Genomic DNA, 22,505 nt, shown 5'->3' on the forward strand with positions numbered 1-22,505 from the left:
ACCGGGCTGGGCCCGACCACCCGCCTGGCCGGCGGCGGCCGCACCGCCGCCCGCCGCCGCGGCAGCGGTGGCGCTGCCGGCCGCGGCATGCTGAAACTGCAGCCGGCTTTCATCCTGACGGCGCTGCTCCTCCACGGCCTGAACGTCCTGCTGGTCCCGTACCTGAACCTTGGCCAGGATGCTGATCACCTCTGCCTTGTAGCGCTCGAGCATGTCGGCGAACATGGCGAAGGCTTCCTTCTTGTATTCATGCTTGGGGTTCTTCTGGGCGAAACCACGCAGGTTGATGCCCTGGCGCAGGAAGTCCATGGCGGCCAGATGCTCCTTCCAGTGGTTATCCAGTACCCGCAGCATGACCGCCTTCTCGAAGTGCCTCAGCACGGAGCTGCCGACCAGCTTCTCTTTCTCCTGGTAGGCCTCGTCGGCGGCAGCGATGATCCGCTTGCGCAGCCCTTCTTCGTCCAGCTCGTCGTCTTCGTCCAGCCACTGCTGAAGGGGCAGCTTGAGATGGAAGTCCCGCTCCAGTGCCTCGGTCAGCCCGGCGATATCCCACATTTCCTCCAGGCTCTCCGGGGGCACATAGGTATCGATGGTCTGGTTGACCACATCGTCCCGAATACCTTCCACGGCCTCAGAGACGTCATCCGTGGACATCAACTCATTGCGCTGCTCGTAAATGACCTTGCGCTGGTCGTTGGCGACATTGTCATATTCCAGCAGGTTCTTTCGAATATCGAAGTTATGCTGTTCCACCTTGCGCTGGGCATTCTCGATGGTCCGGGTCACCCAGGGATGCTCAATGGCTTCCCCTTCCTTCATGCCCAGGCGCTGGAGAATGGACTTGACCTTGTCCTTGGCGAAGATCCGCATGAGGCTGTCTTCAAGAGACAGATAGAAGCGGCTGGAACCAGGGTCACCCTGACGACCGGAACGACCACGCAACTGGTTGTCGATCCGCCGTGATTCGTGCCGTTCGGTACCGATGATGTGCAGGCCACCGGCTTCCAGCACCTCCTGGTGGCGCTGCTCCCATTGGGCACGGATCTTCTTGCGCTCTTCCTCGCTCTTGGCTTCTTCAAGCTGCTTGTCGGGATTGCCACCCAGAACAATATCGGTACCACGACCGGCCATGTTGGTGGCAATGGTCACGGCCCCGGGCATGCCGGCGTCAGCGATGACGTCGGCTTCCTTGGCATGCATCTTGGCGTTGAGCACGTTGTGCTTGATCTTGTGCTTCCTGAGGATGCCGGAAAGATACTCCGACACCTCGATGGAGGTAGTCCCCACCAGCACCGGCTGCCCCCGTTCGTGACAGTCCTTGATGTCCTCAATGATGGCCTGGTACTTGTCCTCCTTGGAGAGATAGACCAGGTCGGGCATGTCTTCCCGAATCATGGGCTTGTGGGTAGGCACCTGGACCACTTCCAGACCATAGATCTGATGAAACTCCACCGCTTCGGTATCGGCCGTGCCCGTCATGCCGGCCAGTTTCTCGTACATGCGGAAATAGTTCTGGAAGGTGATGGACGCCAGGGTCTGGTTCTCGGCCTGGATGCGCACCCCTTCCTTGGCTTCCACCGCCTGATGCAGACCGTCGGACCAGCGCCGCCCCGGCATGGTGCGGCCGGTGAACTCGTCTACAATCACGATGCTGCCGTCGTTGACCACGTAATGCACGTCCTTCTCGAACAGGGCGTGGGCGCGCAATGCGGCGTTGAGGTGGTGCACCAGATTCATGTTGGCGGCATCGTAGAGGTTCTGGTCGTCGCCCAGCAGCCCCATCTTCACCAACTCCTGCTCCACCGTTTCATGGCCTTGCTCGGTGAGGTGAACCTGGCGGGCCTTCTCATCCACGGTGTAGTCACCGGGATCGGTCTCATCCACTTCCCGCTTCAGCTTGGGGACCAGCTTGTCCATCTTGGTATAGAGATCGGTGGAGTCATCCACCGGCCCGGAGATGATCAGAGGCGTCCGGGCTTCGTCAATGAGGATGGAATCCACTTCGTCGATGATGCCGAAGCCCAGATCCCGCTGCGCCCGGTCATCGGCCCGGAAGGCCATGTTGTCGCGCAGATAGTCGAAGCCGAACTCATTGTTGGTGCCATAAACGATCTCGCACTGATAGGCGGCGCGTTTCTCCTCGCTGGGCTGGCCACCGCTGTAGATGACCCCCACGTTCATGTCCAGTGCGTTATAGACCGGCTCCATCCACTTGGCATCACGCTCGGCCAGGTAATCATTGACCGTGACGACATGAACGCCCTTTCCCGAAATGGCATTGAGGTAAACCGGCAGGGTGGCCACCAGGGTCTTGCCTTCACCGGTCTTCATTTCGGAAATCTTGCCCTGGTGAAGGACCATGCCCCCGATCATCTGAACATCGTAATGGCGCAAGCCCAGGGTGCGCTTTGAGGCCTCTCGCACGGCAGCGAACGCTTCCGGAAGCAGCTGGTCAAGGCTTTCCCCCTTCTCGTGCCGCTCACGGAACTCCGCGGTCTTGGCCCGCAGGGCATCATCATCCAGCGCCTCGTAATCAGGCTCCAGGGCGTTGATGCGCTCCACATTGGTGCGCAACTTCTTGATCAGCCGCTCATTGCGGCTGCCGACGATCCGCTTGACGAGTTTTCCTAGCATGCTGTCCGTTCTGCCTCATTGAAAATGATCGAGGCCGACCCCGGTCGAGGTCGGCCCCTTGGAATCAGTGTCGGGCGGCCGCACGGCCGATGCGGGACAATTCCGCCCCCAGGCGTGCTCAGTTGCCGGCCCGGATGTACTCCACCGGGTTGACCGTGCGCCCATTGTAATGGACTTCGAAGTGGACATGGGGCCCGGTCGCCCGACCGGTCTGCCCCAGGTGGGCAATCACGTCTCCCTTCTGAACCATGTCGCCCACGGCAACCAGATTCTTCTGGTTGTGGGCGTAACGGGTGACATAACCGTTGCCGTGATTGATCTCCACCATTTTGCCATATCCGTAACGGCGTCCGGACCAGGTAACGACCCCGGCCGCCACGGCCATGACATTGGTGCCCTTGTTGCCGGCAAAATCAATGCCACCGTGCCAGGCTCGCCGGCCACTGAAGGGGTCCGTGCGGGAGCCGTACCCGGAAGAGACCCAGCCACCTTCGATGGGGCGTCCCTGGGGCCGCACCCTGTCCTGAACATTGCGATTCATGAGCAATCTTTCAAGGACGGAAAGCTGACGTTCCCGATCACGAATCTGGTTGGAAAGATCCTCGACGCTGTCCTCAACACCCATGCCGCCGACATCGCCAAGGGAAATATCGTCGAGCAGTTCTTCCGGACCACCCTGAGCGGGAATGGCCCCGAAATTGAACTCACCTTCTTCCAGCCCCGCCATCCGGGTCAGGCGCTCGCCCAGGGCATTGAGACGGGTCACCTGGGCCTGCATTTCGCCCAGCTGTGCATTGAGGGCGGCCAGCTTCATTTCCGACTCGCGGGTGACATGCTCCAGCTTGGCCCGCTCGGCGGCGAGTTCGGACTTCCAGCGCTGGGCCTGCTCCTCGGGGGTTTCCACGTAGTAGGCATGGACCAGCATGAAGGCAAGACCGAACATCAGGCCCAGGAACAGGACCAGACCGGAGAGGAAGGTGCTGAGATGGAGTGGCGATCCCAGATTGAACTGGCGGGACCCGCCCCGTCTTGTCCAGACGATAATGTTCATGCGGCTGCCAGTCTCCAGATGTAGAATGGATGTGGGTCGTCAAAGTTCGCGACCCGCTAGTATCGACATCCTTGCCGCCCAGGTCAAAACCCGGGTGTCGATTCCCTAAAATTGGCCCGAATCAGGTACATGGTGGACAGATTTCCCACATCACTGCAAGTCCGGCTGTCGCGAGCGGGTGGTTCCCTGGGACGACTGGTGTCTCAGGCCGGCCATCAGCTCAGCCTGCTGGAACAGGTCCGTGCCTGTTTTCCCAGCCCCCTGGACCGCCACCTGATCGGCGCCGAACGCCGCTCGGGCGAGCTGCAACTGGTCATGGACAGCGCCGCCTGGACTGCTCGAGCCCGCTACATGAGTGGCGAACTGAAACGGCGTCTGGCCCGTGAGCTCAATCCGCCGCCCCAGCGCATTAGCGTGCGCGCCGGCCATGTCGGCCGCGAAGCGGCGATCCCCGACCGGGCCGCCACCAGAGGGCAGCGGCGGGGCAAAAGATCCCTGAGCGGCAACAGTCGCGAGCATATTCGCGAGGTGGCCCGCTACCTTGACGACCCCGAGCTGCGCGAGGCCCTGGAACGTCTAGCGCGGGAAGGCGAATGAACGATGCCGAATACCCCCTCAGACGTCGATGACCGCCCACAAAAATGCCCCGCCGTGGCGGGGCATCCTGCCTGCCGAATCAGACCTCAGCCCATGGGATCAGAGCTGAACGGCCTGTACCGGCGTCATGTAGGAAATCGGGGCGTCCTCAACGTCATCGAAGGTGACCGCCTCCCAGGCTGACTCATCGGCAACCAGGGCACGCAGCAACTTGTTGTTGGTGCTGTGGCCCGAGCGGCAACCAGTGAAGGAGCCAATCAGGCTGTGGCCCAGCAGATAGAGGTCACCGATGGCGTCAAGCACCTTGTGCTTGACGAACTCATCCTCGTAACGGAGCCCATCCTCGTTCAGGATCCGGTAGTCATCCACCACGATGGCATTGTCGAGGCTTCCACCCAGAGCCAGGTTGCGCTCCCGCAGGGTTTCGATGTCACGCATGAAACCGAAGGTGCGGGCACGACTGACCTCCTTGACGAAGGACGTGGTGGAGAAGTCGATCAAGGCGTTCTGGCTGTGTTTCTTGAACACCGGATGCTGGAAATCAATTTCAAAATTCACCTTGAAGCCGTCGAAGGGTTCGAAAGCGGCCCACTTGCCCTCTTCCTCGACCCGTACGGGCTTCTTGATCCGGATGAACTGCTTGGGCGCATTCTGTTCCTCAATGCCGGCCGACTGCAGCAGGAACACAAAGGGACCAGCGCTACCGTCCATGATCGGCACTTCCGGTGCGCTCAGGTCCACATAGGCATTGTCGATACCCAGCCCGGCAAAGGCCGACATCAGATGCTCAATGGTGGCCACGCGGACATCGCCCTGGACCAGGGTGGTGGAAAGCAGCGTATCACCGACATTCTCGGCGCGGGCCCGGATTTCCACCGGTTCCTCCAGATCCACCCTGCGAAAAACCACGCCGGTGTTGGGCTGGGCCGGACGCAGGGTCATGTAGACCTTCTCGCCGGTGTGCAGGCCCACGCCAGTGGCGCGGATCATGTTCTTCAGGGTACGCTGCTTCAGCATTCTTCTATTCACTCTCAGGCTCGGCAGCCACTCCGGGGGGACGGTCGCTGCCGGTCATACACGGCCGGATGAGACATAATCCCGGCCTTGTCTTTTGCATCGGGCAGGGGCAAGTGCCGCCGCACCGAGCGGATCGGCGGACATTATCACAGGCGCATATACCAATGCAAGTTCCTGATTCGCCATTTGTTCCGCCAATGTCGGGGAAACAGAACCCGTCCCGACCTCCGGGGATCGGCCCGGACGGGTTGTGCTCCGCCGAGCAGCGGCTCAGTCGGCCTGGCGGCGCAGAAAGGCCGGAATATCGAGATACTCCGATTCCTTCTCGCTGTCGGCGGCGAAGTTTTCACCACCTGCTGCCTTGCGACGCATCACTGCCGGCCGCTCCAGCTCGGCGTAATCCACCTGACCATCGTTGCCCCGCTTGACCACCTTCATATCCGGCTTCTCTCGGTTGGCCTGCGGCGCACCCAGGCCAGTGGCGACAACGGTCACCCGGATCTCGCTGCTCATTTCCGGGTCGATCACCGCCCCCACCACCACGGTGGCATCATCGGAGGCGAACTCCTTGACTGTCTGGCCGACCTCGTCGAACTCGCCAATGGCCATGTCCATGCCGGCGGTCACATTCACCAGGATGCCGCGGGCACCGGAGAGATCGATGTCCTCCAGCAGCGGGCTGGCGACGGCCGCCTCGGCCGCTTCCCGACCACGATTCTCGCCGGTGGCCACACCCGAGCCCATCATGGCCATGCCCATTTCCGACATCACCGTACGCACATCGGCAAAGTCCACGTTGATCAGGCCCGGCCGGGTGATCAGCTCGGCAATGCCCTGGCAGGCCCCCAGCAGGATGTTGTTGGCCGACTTGAAGGCATCCAGCAGGCTGGTCTGCTTGCCCAGCACCGACAGCAGCTTGTCGTTGGGAATGGTGATCAGGGAATCCACATTACGGGCCAGCTCCTCGATGCCGTTGCTGGCGGATTCCATCCGCTTGCCGCCCTCGAAAACAAAGGGCTTGGTCACCACGGCCACGGTCAGGACGCCCAATTCGCGGGCCACCTGAGCGACCACCGGCGCGGCCCCGGTGCCGGTACCGCCCCCCATGCCGGCGGTAATGAAGAGCATATCGGTACCCTCGATCACCTCGATCAGCCGGTCCCGGTCTTCCATGGCCGCCTGGCGACCGATCTCCGGGTTGGCACCCGCGCCCAGGCCCTTGGTGATATTGCAGCCAATCTGCAACTGGGTCTTGACGTTGGTGTTCTGCAGGGCCTGGGCATCGGTGTTGGCACAGATGAACTCCACACCCTCGATTCCGTTGTTGACCATATGGGACACGGCATTGCCACCGCCCCCGCCCACGCCGATCACCTTGATCACGGCGTTCTGACTGTATCCATCCATCAGCTCAAACATAACCTTCTCCCCGGTTTCGTCCGTCGTTACTGCCGAACAATAAAAATTCACTCATTGCTGCTTGAAGATCCGCCCCCTTGCAGGGGACGGGCCGACTTGTGTGCTGTATTAGAAATTGCCCTGGAACCAACTCTTCATCCTGTCCCACACCTCCTTGAAGCCACCGCTCATGCTGTCCTGCGGCCGACCGGCGCTGAGGCCACGACTGCCGAACAGCAGCAGGCCCACGCCGGTGGCGTAAACCGGATTGCGGACCACGTCGGACAGCCCCTGAACATGCTGGGGGGTGCCCAAACGCACCGGCATGTGGAATACCTCCTCGGCCAGTTCCACGGCCCCTTCCATCTTCGCGCTGCCGCCGGTAATCACCAGGCCGGCGGCGATCATGTCCTCGAATCCCGAGCGCCGGAGTTCCGCCTGGACCAGGCTGAACAGCTCCTCATAACGGGGCTCAACCACTTCAGCCAGGGTCTGGCGCGCCAGACGCCGGGCCGGCCGGTCACCCACGCTGGGGACCTCAATGGTCTCGTCAGGGCTGGCCAGCTGCGGCAGGGCGCAGGCGTACTTGACCTTGATTTCCTCGGCATGGTGAGTGGGGGTCCGCAAGGCCACGGCGATATCGTTGGTGATCTGGTCGCCGGCTATGGGGATCACCGCGGTATGGCGAATGGAGCCATCGGTAAACACCGCCATATCAGTCGTGCCGCCGCCGATATCCACGATGCAGACACCGAGGTCCTTCTCATCCTCGGTCAGCACCGAGTAACTGGAAGCCAGCTGCTCCAGGATGATGTCGTCCACTTCCAGGCCACAGCGACGAACACACTTGACGATGTTCTGGGCGGCACTGGCCGCGCCGGTAACCATATGAACCTTGGCTTCCAGACGAACACCGGACATCCCGACCGGTTCCCTTATCCCGTCCTGATCATCAATGATGAATTCCTGCGGCAGGATATGGAGTATCTTCTGATCCGCCGGAATGGCTACTGCGCGAGCGGCATCGATGACCCGCTCCACATCACCCGGTGTGACTTCCTTGTCGCGGATGGCGACAATCCCGTGGGAGTTGAGACTCTTGACGTGGCTGCCCGCAACCCCCGCGAAAACGGAATGGATCTCGCAGCCGGCCATCAACTCCGCCTCTTCCACCGCCCGCTGAATGGACTGGACCGTGGACTCGATATTGACCACCACCCCTTTCTTGAGGCCGCGGGATGGATGATGACCGATACCAATCACCTCCACCTGGTCCTCACCCTTGATCTCGCCGACGATGGCGACGACCTTGGAGGTGCCAATGTCGAGCCCGACGATCAGGTTCTTTTCCGACTTCCTAGCCATTACCTTGGTCCTCTGTCGTGTCGCCTCCCGAAGGGGCCACCGAAAAACCGTTGGTGTAACGCATATCGATATAATCCAGGCTGGCCATGGCAACCCGCTCGGTCCGAGCCAGGGCCGGCAAGGCGACCTGGGCAAAGCGCTCGAAGCGGCGCTCCCGGTCGGCCCGCCCCAGGCGTAACTCGGGCCCCGAGGCCAGCTCCAGCGTCCAGGCCCGGCGTTCGCTGAGGCGCAGTGCAACCGCCGATTCGCCATGGGGCGCCAGTTCCGCCTGCATTGCCTGCCAGGCCTCCAGGACCTCCGCCTCGCTGCCCTCGGGCCCGCTCAGTTCCGGCAGAAAACCCGGCTCCTGATGAATTTCCCGGGGCACGAAGAACTCACCGTCCTCGTTGAGAAAACCCTCCCGGTTCCACACCGCCGCCGGCACCTGCTCATGCACCGTCAAGGCCAGGGTCGAGGGCCATTGGCGACGGACGCTGACCGCCGCCACCCAGGGCTCGGCCTCCAGCTCCCGCCGCAGCTCAGCCAGATCGGCCCCGAAATAGCCGTCGTCCAGGATCGGCCGAACCCGGTCGCGCAAGACCTCAGCCGAGAGCTGGTGGCGTTCACCCTTGATCACCAGGGTCTCGAAGGCCGGGCCCTCCACTCGGGGCAACCAGTGCCAACCTGCGGCAATCAACACGCCGGCCATCAGCGCCACCACACTGCCCGGCAGCAGCCAACTGGGCAGTTCCCGAGCAGGCGCCTGTGTTGTTTTGCGTCTGCGCGCCTGACTCATCGCTGCACCTCCAGGGTCGCGGCCAGAATCCGCAGCACCAGGGCCTGGAAATCCAGACCTTCAGCCTCCGCCGCCATGGGCACCAGGCTGTGATCAGTCATGCCGGGGACGGTGTTGACTTCCAGCAGCCAGGGCTGGCCGTCACCATCAAGCATCAGATCCACCCGCCCCCATCCGGAACCGTCCACGGCCTCGAAGGCTTGCCGACAGAGACTCGCCAGCTCGGCCTCTCGGGCCTCATCCAGGCCACAGGGGCAGTGATAGCGGGTGGTGTTGGATTCGTATTTGGCCTCGTAGTCGTAGAAGACATTGGGTGTTTCCAGACGAATCAGGGGCAGCACCCGGCCATCAAGGACGGCAGCGGTGTACTCCGGGCCGTCGATCCAGCGCTCCAGCAGGACCTGCTCGTCCAGGCGGCTGGCCTCACTCCAGGCTCGCTCCAGCTCACTCAGGTTCTCGACCCGGCTCATGCCGATACTGGACCCTTCCCGCGAGGGTTTGACGATCATGGGAAAACCCACCTGCTCGGCGGCAGCAGCGAGATCCTCACGATGACGAGCCAGGGCATAGGGCGCGGTGGGCAGGCCCTCGGCCTGCCACAGGCGCTTGCTGCGCAACTTGTCCATGGCCAGGGCCGACCCCAGGACGCCGCTGCCGGTATAGGGGATACCCAGGGTCTGCAGCGCCCCTTGCATGGTGCCGTCCTCGCCGCCACGCCCATGGAGAACGATAAAGGCGCGATCGAAACGGCCGGCGGCCAGGCGCACCAGGCCCTCCTCCGCCGGATCCAGCGGTTCGGCATTCACACCCGCCTGGCGCAGGGCCTGCAGCACGGCCTTGCCGCTCTTGAGCGACACCGGCCGCTCCGCTGAATCGCCACCCAGCAGAACGGCGACGCGGCCCAGGCGCTTGATCAGCTCATGATTTTCCATCAGCGCCTCCCTGCTGTTCTGCCGGCAGTCGTCCCGGCAGCGCCGCCGAAATGGCGCCAATGTCCCCGGCCCCCATGGTGAGGACCAGATCACCGTCCTGGAGGACACCGGCCAGGGTATCGGCCAGCTCCGCCGCCAAGTCCTCGCTGGCGGAGACAAACACCGGATCGACCTTGCCTCGCGCCCGCACGCTGCGAGCCAGGCTGCGACCATCCGCGCCCGGCACCGGCACCTCGCCGGCGGCATAGACCTCGGTCAGGACCAGGACGTCGGCCTCCGAGAGCACTTCGCTGAAATCCTCGAACAGGTCCCGGGTTCGGCTGTAACGATGGGGCTGAAAGACCAGCACCAGGCGGCGCTCCGGCCAGCCCTCACGAGCCGCTGACAGGGTTGCCCGCAATTCACTGGGGTGATGGCCGTAATCGTCCACCAACAGCGCCGTGCCGCCAGCAGCCCCGATCTCGCCCTGAACCTGGAAGCGACGCCCGATGCCCTGAAAGTGATCAAGGGCATCGCGGATGGCCTCCTCCGAGATCTCCAGCTCGCGGGCAACCGCGATTGCGGCCAGGGCATTGAGATAGTTATGTCGGCCCGGCAGGTTGAGACGTACCGACAGGGTGCCGCCATCGGCAAAGGCGACCTTGAAGTGGCTGCCCGCACCCTCCGGCCGGTAATCGAAGCCACGCACGTCGGCATCCTCGGCGGTGCCATAGCTGATCAGGGAACGGTTGACCTCGGGCAAGATCTCCCGGACACCCGGATCATCCACGCAGACCACGGCCAGACCATAAAAGGGCAGATTGTGCAGGAACTGCACGAAGGCCTCGCGCAAGCGCCGGTAGTCACCCTCATAGGTCTCCAGGTGATCGGCATCGATATTGGTGACCACGGCCATGATCGGCTGCAGGTGCAGGAAACTGGCATCACTCTCGTCCGCCTCGGCCACCAGCCAGCGGCCGCCGCCCAGACGGGCATTGGCGCCGGCACTGTTGAGCCGGCCGCCAATCACGAAAGTGGGATCCAGGCCACCCTCGCCCAGCAGACTGGCAATCAGGCTCGTCGTGGTGGTCTTGCCGTGGGTGCCGGCAACCGCCACCGCACGCCGGAAGCGCATCAACTCGGCCAGCATCTCCGCCCGCGGCACCACCGGGATGCGTGCATCACGGGCGGCCTGAACTTCCGGGTTGTCGTCGGCCACCGCCGAAGAAATGACCACCACATCGACATCTTTGACATGGGCGGCGTCATGACCACGGAAGACCCGAATGCCCAGTTCGGCCAGTCGCCGGGTGACGGCCGAATCACGCAGATCGGAGCCGCTGACCGCATATCCAATGGTATTCAGCACCTCGGCAATCCCGCTCATGCCGGTGCCGCCAATGCCCACCATGTGAATGTGATGGATACGATGCATGCGGTCACTCATGCCCCACCTCCCCGGCGCTCTGCGGCCACGGCTTCGCAGGCATCGGCCACCACCTGGTCGGCATCGGGCCGCGCCATCAGACGCGCCCGCTTGGCCATCTCCAGCAGTTGTGAACGATTCCCCAGCAAGGGTTCCAGCAATTCCTTCAATTCACCGGCCTCCAGACGATCCTGGGGCAGCAGGCGGGCGGCCCGAGACGCTTCCAGAAACTCGGCATTGGCGGTCTGATGGTCATCCACCGCCGCCGGGAAGGGAATCAGGATCGAAGCCACGCCCGCAGCGGCCAACTCGGAAACAGTCAGCGCCCCGCTCCGGCAGATGGCCAGATCTGCCCAGGCCCAGGCTTCCGCCATGTCATCAATGAAGGGCAGGACTTCCGCCTCGCCCCCCAGCGCTTGCCAGTGCTCACGGGTCTCCCCTTCCCAGCCCCGACCACATTGGTGACGAACCGCAAGGGCGACATCGCCACCGTGCGCGGCCAGGGCAGCCGGCACATGCTGATTGAGTGCCCGTGCCCCCCGGGAACCGCCCACGATCAGGACGCGGATGGGGCCGCTTCGCCCGGGCAAGCGGCGCTCCGGCGGGGTCGTTTGAGTCACCGCCCGACGAACCGGATTGCCCACCGTTTCAGCGCCCACCTTGTCCGGGAAGCTGCCCGGAAAACCACACAGCACACGCTGGGCGAAATGGGCCAGGACACGATTGGTCAAGCCGGCGATGGCATTCTGCTCGTGAATCACCAGCGGCACCCGCAGCAGGCGGGCAGCCAGTCCACCCGGTCCGCTGGCAAAACCGCCCATGCCCAAAACCATGTCGGGGCGTCGGCGACGCAGCACCCGCAGGGCCTGCCAAACGGCCCGGCTCAGACGCAAGGGCAGCAACAGCCAGCCCAGGAGCCCACGCCCCCGGATGCCACTGACCTGGATGCAATCCAGTTCAATCTCCCGATCCGGCACCACACTGGCCTCCAGACCGGCACGGGTGCCCAGCCAACTGACCTCCCAGCCACGCTCACGGAGACAATCGGCCACTGCCAGCCCGGGAAAGACATGGCCGCCGGTGCCGCCGGCCATGATCACGATATGCCCTCGACTCATGCCCGCACCTCCCCGCGGCTTTGCCGACGCCGGTTGCTCACCGGTGTCAGCTCCCGCGAAACGCGCAGCACCAGAGCCAGGGCACCCACGGTGACCAGCAGGCTGGAGCCGCCGTAGCTGATCAGAGGCAAGGTCAGCCCCTTGGTGGGCAGCAGGCCCATGTTCACGCCCATGTTGATACCGGTCTGTACCGCCAGCCAGATGGCGATACCCCAGGCAACATAGGCACCGAAGAGCTGCCCCTGTTGCCAGGCCAGTGAGCCAATGCGAAAGCAGCGCCAGACCAGATAGGCGAACAGCCCCATGAGCACCAGGATGCCGATCAGGCCCACTTCCTCGAACAGGACCGCGAAGATGAAATCGGTGTGGGCTTCGGGCAGGTAGAACAGCTTCTGCACGCTGCCGCCAAGGCCCACGCCCCACCATTCCCCCCGGCCGATGGCAATCAGGGACTGGGTCAGCTGAAAACCGCTGTTGAAGGGGTCGGCCCAGGGATTGAGGAAGGTGGTCATGCGCTCCACCCGATAGGGTGAGGAAAAGGCCAGCCCGGCCATGACCATGGCCCCTGCACCACCCAGAAAACTGAAATCCCGAATGCGCACGCCGCCAAGAAACAGCAGGGTCAGGACAGTGACCAGCAGGACAATGGCGGCACCGAAGTCCGGCTGCAGCAGGAGCAGGAAGCAGGCCAGGCCGACAACCAGTACCGGCTTGAAGAAACCGGCGAATCGCTCACTGAGTTCCTGCTGGCGCCGCACCATGTAGCCGGCCACATAAAGCAGCAGAAGAATGCGGGCCGGCTCGGAGACCTGCAGGTGGAAGGGGCCCACCGCAATCCAGCGCATGGCGCCGTTGACCTCTTTGCCCAGGCCGGGCACCAGCACCAGCAAGAGCAGGAAAAAGGCCAGCAGCATCAGCGCCAGGCCCGAACGCGCCCAGAGCCGCAGGGGAATCTGATAGATGATGAAACCGCCGATCAAGGCCAGCCCCAGAAAGGCACCTTGACGGCGAAGATAGTAGAAGGGATCACCCAGGTTGCGATCGGCAATGGAAATGCTGGCGGACGCCACGGCAATCAGGCCGATCATGACCAGGGCAGCGGCAACGGCCAGCAGCCGGCCATCCAGGCCGTGACCAATTCGATACAACCAGCGCTGATCGGTCACTGCCACGCTCATGCCCGCACCTCCCGAGCCTGAACGGCTTGCTCGAAGGCTTGTCCCCGCGCGGCGAAATCACGGAACTGATCGAAGCTGGCACAGGCGGGGGACAACAGGATCACATCACCCTCATGCGCCATCTCGGCGGCAGCGCTCACCGCCGCCGGCATGTCGGCGGCCCGACGCAGCGGCAGATCCGTGGGAGCCACGGCGCTGAGCTGGTCGGCGGCCTCGCCGATCACTACCAAGCCCCGTGCCGAACGGGCCAGGGCCGGGCCCAGGGGCGCAAAATCCTGCCCCTTGGGCTGCCCACCCGCGATCAGCACGACAGGGGCATCCAGGCCGGCCAGGGCGGCCAGGGTGGCACCGAGGTTGGTGGCCTTGGAATCGTTGATCCAGCGCCGGCCGTCACGGCTGGGGACGGTCTGCATTCGGTGCGGCAGGCCGGAGAAGGTCTCCAGCCTGGCCAGAACCTCGTCCATCGCATAGCCAAGCAGTTCCAGGGTGGCCAGTGCTGCCAGCAGATTGAGCTGATTGTGACGGCCCGCCAGGGGCAGACGGTCTGCGGCCACCAGGCGGCGTTCACCGCGAACCAGCCAGAGGCCATCATCCGCCTCAAGCAGGCCATACTCGGTCTCGCCCCTGGGTTGGCCGGCGCCGAACCAGACCACCGAGGACGCATCGCCGGCCATGGCCGCGACCCGCGGGTCATCCCGGTTCAGCACCAGGGTACGGGATTGGCCCACCAGGCGGGCCTTGGCGGCGGTGTATTGGTCCATGTCGCCATGGCGGTCCAGATGGTCTTCGCTGACGTTCAGCACCACGCCGACCCGGGCATCCAGACTGCTGGTGCTCTCAAGCTGAAAACTGGACAGTTCCAGCACACAGAGCTTCGGCTCGCTGGCCAGCAGATCCAGTGCAGGCTGGCCCAGGTTGCCACCGGCCAATACGCCGGCCGCCTCACCACCGGCCAGATGAGCGATCAGGCTGACCACGGTGCTCTTGCCATTGGAGCCCGTGACCGCGACCAACGGGGCCTTGTGATGACGAGCGAACAGTTCCACATCGCCAATGACTTCAAGACCCTGAGCCCGAGCCTGTTGCAACAGGGGAAGATCGGCGGCTACGCCAGGGGAAAGCAGGATGCGCTCACAGCCCGTCGGCGGCTGATCGGGAATCGGGCCCTGCCAGTCAGCGGCGGGATACTCGCGGTTCAGACGCTCCAGCATGGGCGGCCGGACTCGGCTGTCCACCACCGCCACCGACTCGCCCCGGGCGAGCAGATGACGAACCAGCGACAGCCCGGTGCGGCCGAGGCCGATCACCAGGTTTTGCCGTGGCTGTTTGTCCGCGATTGCCGCCATCTAGCGCTACACTCCTACCGCAGCTTGAGACTGGAAAGACCGATCAACACCAGAATCACGGTGATGATCCAGAACCGCACGATCACCCGGGGCTCGGGCCAGCCCTTCAGTTCGAAATGGTGATGCAGCGGCGCCATCCGGAATACGCGCCGCCCGGTCAACTTGTAAGATGTGACCTGCACAATCACCGACAGGGTTTCCACCACGAATACCCCGCCCATGATCACGAGAATGATTTCCTGACGGGTAATCACTGCCAGCGTGCCCAGGGCAGCGCCCAGGGACAGCGCCCCGACATCCCCCATGAATACCTGGGCCGGATGGGTGTTGAACCACAGAAAGCCCAGACCGGCGCCCACCATGGCGGCACAGAAGACCACCACCTCACCGGCCCCGGGGATGAAGGGAATCCCCAGGTAGTCGGCGAACACCAGGTGACCGGAGGCATAACCGAAGATCCCCAACCCCCCGGCCACCATCACGGCCGGCAGGATGGCCAGGCCATCCAGGCCGTCGGTGAGATTGACCGCATTGCTGGTACCGACGATCACGAAATAGGCCAGCAGGACATACAGGCCGCCCAGGGGGATGAGGACATCCTTGAGGAAGGGAATGAGCAGCGATGTCTCGGGGCCATTCCCCGCCGGAGCGGTGAAATAAAGAAAACCAGCCGTGGCCAGGGCAGCCAGGGACTGCCAGAAAATCTTGCTTCGAGCGGACAGGCCCTTGGAATTTCCAAGTGCCAGCTTGCGCCAGTCATCCACCCAGCCGATGGCACCAAATGCCAGCGTGACCCCGATCAGGACCCAGGTATAGCGGTTCTCAAGGTCCGCCCACAACAGGGTGCTGACCGTCACGGCCAGAAGAATCAGCGCTCCACCCATGGTGGGCGTACCGGCCTTGACCAGGTGGCTCTGGGGCCCGTCGTCGCGAACCTGCTGACCAATCTGGTAGCGGCTCAGGTGTCGAATCATGGCCGGCCCCACCACAAAACAGAAGGCCAGCGCCGTCAGCACCCCGAGAATGGCTCGCATGGTCAAGTACTGGAATACAGAGAATCCAGTGTGGAACTGGGTCAGATATTCAGTCAGCCAAAGCAGCATCTCAGCCTCCCCTCCCGGTCATGAGCGCCGGACGGTCCCGGAGGCTGTCAATCAGCCGCTCCAATCCCATGGCACGTGACCCCTTGACCAACAGGGTCACGTCCTCGCGCAGTTCCTGGCGGAGAATTTCCACCAAACGATCAACCCGGGCATACAGCTCGGCGCCGGCGCCGAAGGCGGCCGCGGCCTCGGCGGCGAGGTGGCCGATACAGAACAGCCTTTCCACGCCGGCCTCGCGAATCAGGTGACCGGCCTGGCGATGGGCCTCGGCCGCCCCCAGCCCCAGCTCGCCCATGTCGCCGAGCACCACCCAGCGGGGTACGGGCCGTTGCTGCAGCCACTCCAGGGCTACCGCCAGGGAGCCCGGGTTGGCGTTGTAACAGTCATTGACCAGCAGGCTGCCGTTGACACCCGACAGCGGCTGAAGCCGGCCGGGCTCGGGGCGGACAGCGGCCAGACCGCGGGCAATAACGGCCGGTGGCACGTCCATGGCGACGGCCGCGCAGATGGCGGCCAGGGCATTCTGCAGATTATGCCGCCCCGGCAGGGCCAGGTTCAGATCGAGGGTGCCGGCCGGCGTGGCGACCTGGGCACGAATGCCCTGCTCGTCCAATGCCGCCTCGCCTACGATATGGACATCACCCCGATGGACGCCGAACTCCAGTCGGGGACGGTCGCCGGCCAGCTCACGCCAGACCGGGACCCGGGGGTCGTCGGCATTGAGCAGGGCAGTACCGTGAGCCGGCAGGCCGGCAATCAGCTCTCCCTTGGCTCGAGCCACACCGTCCAGATCGCCGAAGCCTTCCAGATGGGCGGGCCCGGCGTTGGTGATCAGGCCCAGGTCCGGCTGCGCAATAGCTGCCAGGCGGGCAATCTCGCCGTGATGGTTCGCCCCCATCTCGACCACCGCGGCACGATCCTCCGGCCGCAGGCGCAGCAGGGTCAGGGGCACACCGATCTCGTTGTTGAAATTACCCCGGGTGGCCAGCACCTGCTCCGGCCAATGGGCCTCGAGCACGGCCGCGATCAGGCTGCGCACCGTGGTCTTGCCGTTGGAGCCGGTCACGCCCACCAGGGGCCCCTGCAAGGTTTGTCGCCACCAGGCGGCAAAGCGCCCCAGGGCAGCCACAGTGTCCTCCACCACCACTTGCGGCCCACCCAGCGCCGATAGATGGCGGGAAACCAGCACCGCGCAGGCGCCCTCTTGCAGGGCCCGGGAAGCGAAATCGTGTCCGTCGAAGTTTGGCCCGGCAATGGCGACAAAGAGGTCGCCGGCCTGGAGGCTGCGGCTGTCGGTGCAGACCCGATCGAAGGCCAGGTCATCGCCATGCAGGCGCCCACCCGTCTGCTCGGCCAGCATTGCCAGGGTCCATCGGCTCATGATCTTTCCTCCCCGGCCAGATCTCGGGCCAGCTCACGGTCGCTGAAGGGATGGGCCTCATCACCCACGATCTGAACACTTTCATGGCCCTTGCCGGCCACCAGCACGATGTCGCCGGGACGGGCTCGCGACCAGGCCTCCTTGATGGCCTCCGCTCGATCCCGACAGACTCGCCCGGCGCGGCCAGTGCCACGCAGGATATCGGCCACGATCTGCTCACCCGCTTCGCCGCGGGGATTGTCGTCGGTGACGATCACCTCGTCGGCAAGCTGAGCCGCAATCCGGCCCATCTGTGGGCGCTTGGCCCGGTCGCGGTCACCGCCGCAGCCGAACACGCACCACAGGCGGCCGCGCAGATGCTCCCGCAGGGCCTCCAGGGCCTTGGCCAGGGCATCGGGGGTGTGGGCATAATCCACCACCAGCAGCGGCTGGCGACCACCGCCAAATCGTTCCATTCGACCCGGCACCGGCGCGACGCGGGACAGCGCCTCGACCAGCGGTGCGGTGGCCACCCCTTCCAGGCGCAGGGCGGCAAATACCGCGGCAATGTTGGCGGCGTTGAAACGACCCAGCCAGGAAGAGTCAATCTCGGCCTCGCCCAGGCTGCCGCGAATCGCAATCTTCAGGCCCTGCGAGTGGGGGTGCGCCTCATACTGCAAGGCATCCCCGGCCTCGGCCGCGAGCACCTGCTGGCTGAAGAACAGGCGCCTCACCCCCGGCGCCAGGGCCGAGGCCATGTAGTCAGCCCAGTAGTCATCGCCATTGATCACCGCCCAGGACAGACCGGGATGGCGGAACAGCCCCTGCTTGGCCTCCGCGTAGGCGCTTTCACTGCCGTGGTAGTCCAGGTGATCGTGGCTGAGGTTGCTGAAAATGGCGCCGCGAAAATTGACTGCCGCAACCCGGTGCTGGGCCAGGCCATGGGAAGAGACCTCCATGGCCACATGGCGTACCCCTTGATCCCGGAGATTGGCCAGGTGCGCCTGCAGACTCACCGCATCGGCCGTGGTGTGGCTGGCGACCGCGAGCGCGCCGGGCCGGCCGACACCCAGGGTGCCAAGACTGGCCGCAGGCATCTGAAGGGCTTCCAGGGTCGCCGCCATCAGCTGAACCATGGAGCTTTTGCCATTGGTTCCGGTCACCCCGATGACTGCCAGTGAGCGGGAGGGATCACCAAAGTAGCGAGCCGCGATCAGACTGGCGTGACGGGACAGGCCCGGAACCGGGATCAGCGGCACCGACAAACTGGGTGGCTGACGATTCCCGGCGGGCTCGAACAGGACCAGGCCGGCACCCCGCGCCACCGCCTCCTCGACATGATCAATGCCATGCCGCCCGGAGACACCGGCACAGGCCAGAAACAGGCCCCCAGGCTCAAGCTGGCGACTGTCCAGACTCAAGCCCATGGGCACCCAGTCGGCATGCTGGCCGGGGTCGGCCAGGCCACTCAACAGCTCGGCCAGGGTCACCGCTTGTAGCTGTTCGGCGGCCATCATGACTCACCCCCCACCCGCAGGATGACGCTTTCCATGCCGGCTTCCACTCGATCCCGGGGCACATCCAGCAAGCGCATGGCGTCGCTCATCACCTGGCTGAACACCGGCCCGGCGACGGCACCGCCATAGAATTCCTCACCGCGTGGGTTGTCGATCATGACCACGCCCACCAGGCGGGGCCGGGACGCGGGAATGGCGCCGACAAAGACGGATTGATACTCATCATCGGCGTAGCCGCCGGGTCCGCTGCGCTTCACCGTTCCGGTCTTGCCGGCGACCCGATAACCATCGACACGGGCGCGCAGGCCGGTGCCACCGGGCTCGGTCACGGCCTCCATCATGGCCATCAGCTCTGCCGCCAGTCCGGCCGAAATCACCCGCCGGGGTGACGGCGCATTCTCCCGATGCAGCAGGCTCGCCTCAGGCATTTGCCCCTCATTGGCAAGGGCGGCATAGGCCTGGGCCAATTGCAGTGCGGTCGTGGAGAGGCCATAGCCATAGGACAGGGTCACCCGGCCGATATCCCGCCATTCCTGCCAATGCCGGATGCGACCGGGGGCCTCGCCAGGGAAGGCGCTGGTGGTCAGTTCACCGATGCCGAAACGGGTCAGAGTGCGCCACAGGGCTTCCGGCTCGGTTTTCAGGGCAATCTTGGTCGCCCCGATGTTGCTGGACTTCTGCATGATCCCGGTGAGATCCAGCTCACCGTAATTGCGAATATCACGGACCGTGTGGCCAGCCACCCGCATCTGGCCGGGGCTGGTGTCGAATCGAGCGTCGGAGCGAATATCCCCGGATTCCAGGGCGGCGGCCATGACGAAGGGTTTGATCGCCGACCCGGGTTCGATCAGATCCAGAGCCGCTCGGTTCCGCATCTGGGCAGGAGAAACATTGCTGCGGCTATTGGGGTTGTAACCGGGCTGGCTGGCCATGGCCAGCACTTCCCCGCTGCGCGGATCCATCAAGACAATGGCACCGGAGTCGGCGCCGTGCTCCCGCACCGCGGCCTTCAATTCCCGGTAGGCCACGTACTGCAATCGAAGATCGATACTGGTAACCAGATCCGCACCCGGCCGTGGCGAGCGAATATTCTCCACGTCCGCAATCACCCGACCAAGGCGATCGCGCATCACGCGCTTGGCGCCCGGCTTGCCTTGCAACCAGCCATCAAAAGCCAGCTCGAGACCTTCCTGACCCTGGTCGTCAATATTGGTGAAGCCCAGCACATGGGCGGCCACCTCGCCGGCAGGATAGAAACGACGGTACTCGCGCTGGCTATAGACGCCGGGAATGCCAAGACTGATCACTGCCTCGGCCTCTTCCGGGGCGAGGTGGCGACGCAGGTAAAAGAATTCACGATTCAGTCGGGCTTCAAGCCGCATGCGCAGACGGTTGGGCGACAGATCCAGGGCCTGAGCCAGTTCGTCCAGGCGCTCTCCCGCCGCCAGCAATTCACCGGGGTGAGCCCAGAGGGAATCCACCGGGGTACTCACCGCCATGGGCTCACCGTGTCGGTCGGTGATCATGCCGCGGTGAGCGGGGACCTCCACCACCCGCATGTGACGGGCCTGGCCCTGATCCTGGAGGAAATCCCGGTCCACCACCTGCAGCTCCACCGCTCGAGCGAGCAAGGCGAAGCCTGCCAGGAGGAATGCGGTAAGAACCGCTCCCCGGCGCCATCGCCCTTCTTGTTGCTCGCGTTTTTTCATGGTTCCACCAACACCACTTCCACATCCACTGGCCGCCGCATCTCCAGCTCATCCCGGGCAAGCCGCTCGATTCGTCCCTTGGTGGCCCCGGCGCTCTGTTCCAGCTGCAAGCGCCCCCAGTCCACATTGAGTTCATCCCTTTCCGCTTCCAGGGCCTGCAGCTCCACAAACAGCACCCGCCCCTCGTGCCTCGTCCAGACCAGACTGATGGCACTGAGCAACAGCAGCATCACCACCACCGCAATGGCACCTCGCAGGCTCACGGGCGACGCTCCGCGACCCGCAACACCGCGCTACGAGCACGGGGGTTGCGATCCAGCTCGTCGGCCTCGGCCCGCTGCGCCCGTCCGATGGCACGGAAGGGCGGCGGTGCGGCCTCGGGCAGGGGCACACCCGCCACCACCTTGGGCCCGTCACTGCCGCCGCGAATGAACTGTTTGACCCGGCGGTCCTCAAGAGAATGAAAACTGATCACTGCAATTCGACCACCCGGCGCGACAATATCCGGCAACTGGGCCAACACCTGGTCCAGGGCTTCCAGCTCCCGATTGATTTGGATCCGGATGGCCTGGAAACTGCGGGTTGCCGGATGGCGTCCGGGCGGGGCCGAGGGCACGGCGGCGCGAATGATTTCCGCCAGCCTGGCCGTATCCTCAATCGGTGCCTCGGCCCGCTGGGCAACAATGGCGCGGGCAATTCGTTTCGCGAAACGTTCCTCGCCATAGACCCGCAGGACCCTGGCAATTTCCTTTTCCTCGGCCCGCGCCAGCCAATCGGCTGCACTCTCCCCGCTGTCCGGATTCATGCGCATGTCCAGGGGACCGCCGGCGGAAAAGGCGAAGCCCCGCGCCGGATCGTCCAACTGCGGCGATGACACGCCGATATCCAGCAAAACGCCATCCACCCGCCCATCGAGACCAAGCTCAGCGACAAGCTCGCCCATCTCGGCAAAGGATCGATGGTGAATGGAGACCCGGTCGTCATCCGCAAAATTTTCGCGTGCATGGGCGATCGCTTCCGGGTCCTGGTCAATCAGGACCAAGCGACCACCCTCACCCAGGCTGGCCTGCAACAAGGCCGCATGCCCACCCCGGCCGTAGGTGCCATCCACGTAAATACCCCCGGGACGGAGGGCCAGGGCGTCGACAGCGGCTTGCGCCAACACCGGCAGGTGATCTTGGCTGACTGCTTGCCTTGGCGGCATATGCCTCGCCTCCACCGCTCCCGCGGAGCGGTTTCGCCCATCCGATCCAGCACCCACCGTCACAGGGACAGGGATTCGAGTTCGGCTGGCAGCTCCAGGTTCTCGTCGTCCAGCTCCTCCTGCATCCAGGCCTCGCGCTGCTCCTTCCAGCGCGCCTCATCCCAAAGCTCGAACTTGTTGCCCTGGCCGATCATGACCACTTTCTTTTCCAGTCCCGCGAATTCCCGCAGCGGCCCGGGCAGAAGCACGCGACCATGGCCATCCATTTCCACCTCGGTGGCATGCCCGACCAGCAGACGTTGAAGGCGGCGAGCCTGGCGATTGAAACTGGGCAGACGATTGAGCTTGCGCTCGATCTCCTCCCACTCCGACAAGGGATAAATCAGCAAACAGGCATCACGATCCACGGTGACCACGAGTTGCCCCTCGTGCTCTGCCCGCAGATGCTCTCGATACCGGGACGGAATGGCCATCCGTCCCTTGGTATCCAGCGCAATATTGTTGACGCCTCTGAACACCGTGCCGCCTTGCTCCCTGCGTTACGAGTGAGTGTCTGACCGGGACTATCTGAATCGGGTCCTGTTGGATTCGAGTCAGGATCGCGCCGGCGAGAGGTGAATTCGGGTCGGGGCCCTTGCCCCATTTTTCCCCACTTTTCACCACTTCATGACACTATAGGTAGCGTTTCTACCTACTGTCAAGGAAAAATCCCACCGCCAGTCAAATAGTTACGGCAATTTCCCACCCTTAACCCACGTCCATCATGGAGCGAAAAATCAGTCACTTACGGGGACTA

The 22,505-nt window shown here is 64.0% G+C and carries 19 protein-coding genes; 1 reads left to right on the top strand and 18 read right to left on the bottom strand.

Annotation, left to right across the window (positions count from 1 at the left end; all coding sequences use genetic code 11):
- Together secA and ACJWXQ_RS00645 are read right to left on the bottom strand one after the other, a co-directional pair.
- Window positions 1–2,634 (bottom strand): preprotein translocase subunit SecA (gene secA, locus ACJWXQ_RS00640; protein ID WP_406671924.1); only part of this gene is annotated, 2,634 nt, incomplete at its 3' end.
- 118 nt (window positions 2,635–2,752) lie between these two features.
- A complete protein-coding gene (locus ACJWXQ_RS00645; protein ID WP_346050441.1) occupies window positions 2,753–3,685 on the bottom strand; it encodes a peptidoglycan DD-metalloendopeptidase family protein in 933 nt (310 codons plus the stop codon).
- 129 nt (window positions 3,686–3,814) lie between these two features.
- Here ACJWXQ_RS00645 and ACJWXQ_RS00650 point away from each other — a divergent pair, with 129 nt between their 5' ends.
- Complete coding sequence (locus ACJWXQ_RS00650; RefSeq protein ID WP_346050443.1) at window positions 3,815–4,282, top strand: DciA family protein; 468 nt, start codon at window positions 3,815–3,817, stop codon at window positions 4,280–4,282.
- Between the two features lie 99 nt (window positions 4,283–4,381).
- Here ACJWXQ_RS00650 and lpxC read toward each other — a convergent pair whose 3' ends face one another.
- The 16 genes from lpxC to mraZ form a co-directional block, all read right to left on the bottom strand.
- Window positions 4,382–5,299 carry a UDP-3-O-acyl-N-acetylglucosamine deacetylase gene (gene lpxC / locus ACJWXQ_RS00655; protein WP_346050445.1) on the bottom strand — a complete coding sequence of 306 codons (918 nt, stop codon included), beginning with the start codon at window positions 5,297–5,299 and terminating at the stop codon, window positions 4,382–4,384.
- A gap of 270 nt (window positions 5,300–5,569) precedes the next feature.
- Window positions 5,570–6,718: a cell division protein FtsZ gene (gene ftsZ / locus ACJWXQ_RS00660; RefSeq protein ID WP_346050447.1), complete on the bottom strand. Its 1,149-nt coding sequence runs from the start codon at window positions 6,716–6,718 to the stop codon at window positions 5,570–5,572.
- Between the two features lie 108 nt (window positions 6,719–6,826).
- Entirely contained in the window at window positions 6,827–8,062 is a 1,236-nt protein-coding gene (gene ftsA, locus ACJWXQ_RS00665; RefSeq protein ID WP_406671925.1) for a cell division protein FtsA, read from the bottom strand.
- Window positions 8,055–8,837: a cell division protein FtsQ/DivIB gene (locus tag ACJWXQ_RS00670; protein WP_346050451.1), complete on the bottom strand. Its 783-nt coding sequence runs from the start codon at window positions 8,835–8,837 to the stop codon at window positions 8,055–8,057. The genes ftsA and ACJWXQ_RS00670 overlap by 8 nt, the downstream gene beginning before the upstream one ends.
- Window positions 8,834–9,769, bottom strand: a complete 936-nt coding sequence (locus ACJWXQ_RS00675; protein WP_346050453.1) for a D-alanine--D-alanine ligase — start codon at window positions 9,767–9,769, stop codon at window positions 8,834–8,836. Before ACJWXQ_RS00675 ends, ACJWXQ_RS00670 begins: the two co-directional genes overlap by 4 nt.
- Entirely contained in the window at window positions 9,756–11,195 is a 1,440-nt protein-coding gene (murC, locus tag ACJWXQ_RS00680; protein WP_346050455.1) for a UDP-N-acetylmuramate--L-alanine ligase, read from the bottom strand. Before murC ends, ACJWXQ_RS00675 begins: the two co-directional genes overlap by 14 nt.
- Complete coding sequence (gene murG, locus ACJWXQ_RS00685; RefSeq protein WP_346050457.1) at window positions 11,192–12,292, bottom strand: undecaprenyldiphospho-muramoylpentapeptide beta-N-acetylglucosaminyltransferase; 1,101 nt, start codon at window positions 12,290–12,292, stop codon at window positions 11,192–11,194. The genes murC and murG overlap by 4 nt, the downstream gene beginning before the upstream one ends.
- A complete protein-coding gene (gene ftsW / locus ACJWXQ_RS00690) occupies window positions 12,289–13,470 on the bottom strand; it encodes a putative lipid II flippase FtsW (RefSeq protein ID WP_346050459.1) in 1,182 nt (393 codons plus the stop codon). The genes murG and ftsW overlap by 4 nt, the downstream gene beginning before the upstream one ends.
- Complete coding sequence (murD, locus tag ACJWXQ_RS00695) at window positions 13,467–14,816, bottom strand: UDP-N-acetylmuramoyl-L-alanine--D-glutamate ligase (protein WP_406671926.1); 1,350 nt, start codon at window positions 14,814–14,816, stop codon at window positions 13,467–13,469. Before murD ends, ftsW begins: the two co-directional genes overlap by 4 nt.
- Before the next feature lie 14 nt (window positions 14,817–14,830).
- Entirely contained in the window at window positions 14,831–15,919 is a 1,089-nt protein-coding gene (gene mraY / locus ACJWXQ_RS00700; protein ID WP_346050463.1) for a phospho-N-acetylmuramoyl-pentapeptide-transferase, read from the bottom strand.
- Between the two features lies 1 nt (window position 15,920).
- Entirely contained in the window at window positions 15,921–17,300 is a 1,380-nt protein-coding gene (gene murF, locus ACJWXQ_RS00705) for a UDP-N-acetylmuramoyl-tripeptide--D-alanyl-D-alanine ligase (RefSeq protein ID WP_406671927.1), read from the bottom strand.
- Entirely contained in the window at window positions 17,297–18,796 is a 1,500-nt protein-coding gene (locus tag ACJWXQ_RS00710; protein ID WP_406671928.1) for a UDP-N-acetylmuramoyl-L-alanyl-D-glutamate--2,6-diaminopimelate ligase, read from the bottom strand. Before ACJWXQ_RS00710 ends, murF begins: the two co-directional genes overlap by 4 nt.
- Window positions 18,793–20,505 carry a peptidoglycan D,D-transpeptidase FtsI family protein gene (locus ACJWXQ_RS00715; protein ID WP_406671929.1) on the bottom strand — a complete coding sequence of 571 codons (1,713 nt, stop codon included), beginning with the start codon at window positions 20,503–20,505 and terminating at the stop codon, window positions 18,793–18,795. The genes ACJWXQ_RS00710 and ACJWXQ_RS00715 overlap by 4 nt, the downstream gene beginning before the upstream one ends.
- Window positions 20,502–20,768: a cell division protein FtsL gene (ftsL, locus tag ACJWXQ_RS00720; RefSeq protein ID WP_406671930.1), complete on the bottom strand. Its 267-nt coding sequence runs from the start codon at window positions 20,766–20,768 to the stop codon at window positions 20,502–20,504. Before ftsL ends, ACJWXQ_RS00715 begins: the two co-directional genes overlap by 4 nt.
- On the bottom strand, window positions 20,765–21,709 hold the full coding sequence (gene rsmH / locus ACJWXQ_RS00725; protein WP_406671931.1) for a 16S rRNA (cytosine(1402)-N(4))-methyltransferase RsmH: 945 nt from the start codon (window positions 21,707–21,709) through the stop codon (window positions 20,765–20,767). Before rsmH ends, ftsL begins: the two co-directional genes overlap by 4 nt.
- A gap of 59 nt (window positions 21,710–21,768) precedes the next feature.
- Complete coding sequence (gene mraZ / locus ACJWXQ_RS00730) at window positions 21,769–22,227, bottom strand: division/cell wall cluster transcriptional repressor MraZ (RefSeq protein ID WP_346050475.1); 459 nt, start codon at window positions 22,225–22,227, stop codon at window positions 21,769–21,771.
- Between the last annotated feature and the right edge of the window lie 278 nt (window positions 22,228–22,505).

The sequence above is a fragment of the Natronospira sp. genome, from assembly GCF_007134575.1.
GTDB classification, from domain to species: Bacteria; Pseudomonadota; Gammaproteobacteria; order Natronospirales; family Natronospiraceae; genus Natronospira; species Natronospira elongata.